The sequence below is a fragment of the Ferroglobus sp. genome (assembly GCF_015521575.1).
In the GTDB taxonomy this organism is placed as follows: Archaea; Halobacteriota; Archaeoglobi; order Archaeoglobales; family Archaeoglobaceae; genus Ferroglobus.
The window spans coordinates 1-3,472 of the sequence record NZ_WANY01000126.1; the positions used below are offsets into that span (position 1 = coordinate 1).

A 3,472-nucleotide genomic window follows, 5' to 3' on the forward strand; every position below is an offset into this window, starting at 1 on the left:
ATATTTAAATAAGGCAGCTGGTTTCTCGTAGCATGGAGTCTGGAGATCTGGCTTGGTTAATGGTAGCGACTGCCTTAGTGATGCTGATGGTGCCCGGAGTCGGTTTGTTCTACGCTGGGATGGTGAGGAAGAAGAACGCTGTTAACATGATCTCTTTAAGCTTTGCTGCACTGCTCTTGGCAAGCTTGCAGTGGTTTCTCGTAGGCTACTCCCTTGCCTTTTCGGAGTCGATAGCTGGAATTGTGGGAGATTTGAGCATGGCAGGATTGCTCAACGTGGAAATGGGAGACTATGCTTTCGTAATCTTTCAGCTCATGTTTGCTGCCGTTACCCTTGCGATACTAACCTCGGCGATGGCGGAGAGAGTAAAGTTTTCTTCCTTTCTCATCTTCGGATTTCTGTGGGTTACCTTAGTCTACAGTCCCCTCGCTCACTGGGTGTGGGGGAACGGGTGGCTTGCAGATCTCGGAGCTTTGGACTTTGCTGGAGGGACGGTAGTCCACATAAGCTCCGGCTTCTCAGCGTTGGCTCTGACTCTTGTGATAGGGAAAAGAATCGGTTTTGGAGAGCACGATATCGAAGCTCATAATGTGCCGATGACCTTGCTTGGAGCAGCTTTACTCTGGTTCGGATGGTTCGGCTTTAATGCCGGAAGTGCCTTGGCGGCTGATGAAATAGCTGCAAACGCTCTGATAGTTACGAACTTAGCAGCTTCAGCCGGGGCTTTTTCCTGGACTTTAATTAGCGGCTATCATGGAAGACCGGGGTCTCTGGGTATTGTGAGCGGCGCTATAGCTGGATTGGTAGCTATAACTCCTGCAGCCGGTTTTGTAACGCCAGCTTCAGCAGTAATCATAGGCTTTGTCGCTGGAGTTCTCTGCTACTATGCGATGGTTTTCAGGGTGAAGAGGGGGATAGACGAAAGCCTCGACGCTTGGGCAATCCACGGAATCGGCGGATTGTGGGGTGCAATAGCAACTGGGATCTTCGCAAGCGTTAACGCTGAAGGTCTTTTGCTCGGAAACTACTGGCAATTCGTCGCTCAGCTAATTGGAGCGTTTTCAGCGATAGTCTACGCTTTCGTCGTCACCTACATGATAGCCAAGGTCGTTGATGCTGTGATTGGACTGAGGGTGAGTGAAGAAGAGGAGTACGTGGGCTTGGACATCTCCCAGCATGGAGAAATGGCTTACTCGTGAGGTGATAGGATGAAGAAAATCGAAGCGATAATTAGACCGGAGAGGTTTGAAAGCGTCGAAAAAGCTCTGATCGAAAACGGAGTTATCGGATTGACGGTGACCGAAGTAAAGGGGAGAGGTTTGCAGAGGGGGATAGAGCTTCAGTTCAGAGGCAGAACGATAAGGGTTGATCTCATTCAGAAGCTCAAGCTTGAGATCGTGCTGGAGGATGAGAAAGTTGACGAGATCGTTAAAGTGATTCAAAAAGCTGCAAGAACTGGAAAGCATGGAGATGGGAAGATATTCATCATTCCTGTGGAAAAATCGGTGAGGATTAGAACTGGAGAAGTTGAAGAGTGAGTTTCAACTAAACCTTTATATTTTCTTTTTCAACTTACAAACATGAAGCTGGAGTTAAATGGTGTTCCCGTAGAAGACACCTACTGCGAAGCTTTCGATGGAATCTATTCTCGATTGTTGATAACAGCCAAACACAAATGGCTTTTGAAGAAAGCAGCTTACGGCTCAACAGCGTTGCCTTCGACAGTGTTCGGCGAATCGGAAGGGGGAGTTGAAAGATTCGTCTCTCCAGAAGAAACACCCGACGGAAGGCAGGGAGCGATAATTCAAATCTGGGTTCAGAAGACCAAGAATTTCAAAGATGTGTTGATGAGGGAGCTTGGAAAGAGGATAAGGCAGGGCATTCTTGTAGTTCCGACAACGAGGCTGTTCAACGCTACTCAAAGCGAGAACTACATTGACGCTGAGATAAACGTCGGTAGGTGCGGGGACGGATACGAATGGGAGGAGGAGATGTGGGGAAGGAAGGTTATAAGAGTTCCGATAATGTTCGGGGAATTCATAATAGAAAGGTATCTTGGCTACGCTGAAGGAATCGCCGGAGGAAACGTCTGGTTCTTCTGCGAAAGCGAAGAAGCTGCTTTGGAGGCTGGGGAAGCGGCTGTAGAGGCTTTGAAAAACATGGAAGGAGTGATTACTTCCTTCGATATATTTGCTCCGCTGGCAGCAAGCCGGAGACGAAGTATCCGGAGATAGGGCCTACGACTAATCACTACTACTGTCCAACTCTCAAAGGAAAAATTCCGGATTCTAAAGTTCCAGAGGGTGTTAAAAGCATTCCGGAGATCGTCATCAACGGAGTAAGCCTCGAAGCTGTTAAAAAAGCCATGTACGTTTGCTTAGAGGTTGCAAGCAGGGTTGACGGAGTTGTAAAGCTCTCAGCCGGAAACTACGGAGGAAAACTCGGTCAGCACAAAATCTATCTGAAGGACATAATAGAGGAGTACGGGGAGTAATTAAAAAACGTAGAGGAGGTAATAGACAGCCAATCCAGAGAGGAAAGACAAAAACCACGTGACGAGGGTTATTTTTCCAATTTTGTGGTGTCTCTCCTTTTCTTTTTCAATCATTTTTCTTCCGTTTATCTTTTCGGTGTTTTTAAATCCGTGGTAGATCATGTATGCTGCAAGAAACAGCACAACCAGGGAGATTATCGAGTGGAAAATTACTGTTGGTAGGTATACGTATATCTTAACGAATTCTGGCCCGAGGAACTCCGTTCTTCCCTCAATCAGCGATTTTATCATGTAGCTAACCATAAACGAAACGTCAAGGATGAAGGCTGAAAGCATCGTTCTGTAGTGCATCGAAATCCTTCTCTTTCTTGCAAAGTAGTAGCCGGAGAAGAAGGCGAAAGTTACGAGGAATTCAAGGATAAGGCTTAAATCTGAGAAGTACCCGGCGCGGGTTCCGAAAATTCCCATGGCTGAAAAATTGCAGCAAACCTCTTAAATTTTACTTCCGATTATTTATGTGTACGTTAAGGGAGATACGTTGGTTGTTGATGAGAAGGTCGTGGAGGGAAATCTCAGCTATAAAGCAATCAGATTTGAGAATCCGTGCAAGGTTAGAGGTTTCGTTAAGGCTGAAAAAATAGAGGGCGTAAGCCTTGAAGTCGATTCTTTCATACAGGCTGAAAAAATAAGAGCAGTTAAGCACGTCTTTTCGTACAGTTACATAAAAGCCGGAGTAGTCTCTGCGGGAGGTTTCATAAAAGCTCGAGAAATCTTCGCAAACGAGATTGAGGCGGAGTGGTATGTGGAGGCTGAGAGAATAAAAGCGAGAAAAATAAACGTCAAAAAATCTATAATTGCCAAATCGATAGAGGCTGAAAAAATTGTCGCTGGAACCACCGTTAAGGCTGAGGAAATCAAATGTTCCTACATCAAAGCATGGGAGTTAATAGCTAAGAAAGCCGAGATTGAGGAGATGGA

4 protein-coding genes and 1 pseudogene are annotated in these 3,472 nt (G+C 46.1%); 4 read left to right on the plus strand and 1 reads right to left on the minus strand.

The annotated features are described in order from the left end of the window. The first annotated feature begins 32 nt into the window (after positions 1-32). The 3 genes and pseudogenes from F7C14_RS05205 (at position 33) to F7C14_RS05215 (ending at position 2,494) form a co-directional block, all read left to right on the plus strand. A complete protein-coding gene (locus tag F7C14_RS05205; RefSeq protein WP_290900550.1) occupies positions 33-1,199 on the plus strand; it encodes an ammonium transporter in 1,167 nt (388 codons plus the stop codon). Between the two features lie 9 nt (positions 1,200-1,208). Then, entirely contained in the window at positions 1,209-1,538 is a 330-nt protein-coding gene (locus F7C14_RS05210) for a P-II family nitrogen regulator (RefSeq protein ID WP_290900552.1), read from the plus strand. Between the two features lie 42 nt (positions 1,539-1,580). After that, positions 1,581-2,494, plus strand: a pseudogene (locus F7C14_RS05215) (formylmethanofuran--tetrahydromethanopterin N-formyltransferase). Here F7C14_RS05215 and F7C14_RS05225 read toward each other — a convergent pair. Continuing rightward, entirely contained in the window at positions 2,495-2,962 is a 468-nt protein-coding gene (locus F7C14_RS05225; RefSeq protein WP_290900556.1) for a DUF420 domain-containing protein, read from the minus strand. Positions 2,963-3,011: 49 nt separating this feature from the next. Between F7C14_RS05225 and F7C14_RS05230 the strand changes: the two genes are divergently transcribed. Beyond that, the coding region (locus F7C14_RS05230) for a hypothetical protein (protein ID WP_290900558.1) at positions 3,012-3,472 on the plus strand (461 nt) is incomplete at its 3' end.

What these genes read in the sequence shown, in the direction of transcription:
- F7C14_RS05205 (WP_290900550.1), top strand. Translation starts at nt 33, where the DNA reads ATGGAGTCTGGAGATCTGGCTTGGTTAATGGTAGCGACTGCCTTAGTG.
- F7C14_RS05225 (WP_290900556.1), bottom strand. Translation starts at nt 2,962, where the DNA reads ATGGGAATTTTCGGAACCCGCGCCGGGTACTTCTCAGATTTAAGCCTT.
- F7C14_RS05210 (WP_290900552.1), top strand. Translation starts at nt 1,209, where the DNA reads ATGAAGAAAATCGAAGCGATAATTAGACCGGAGAGGTTTGAAAGCGTC.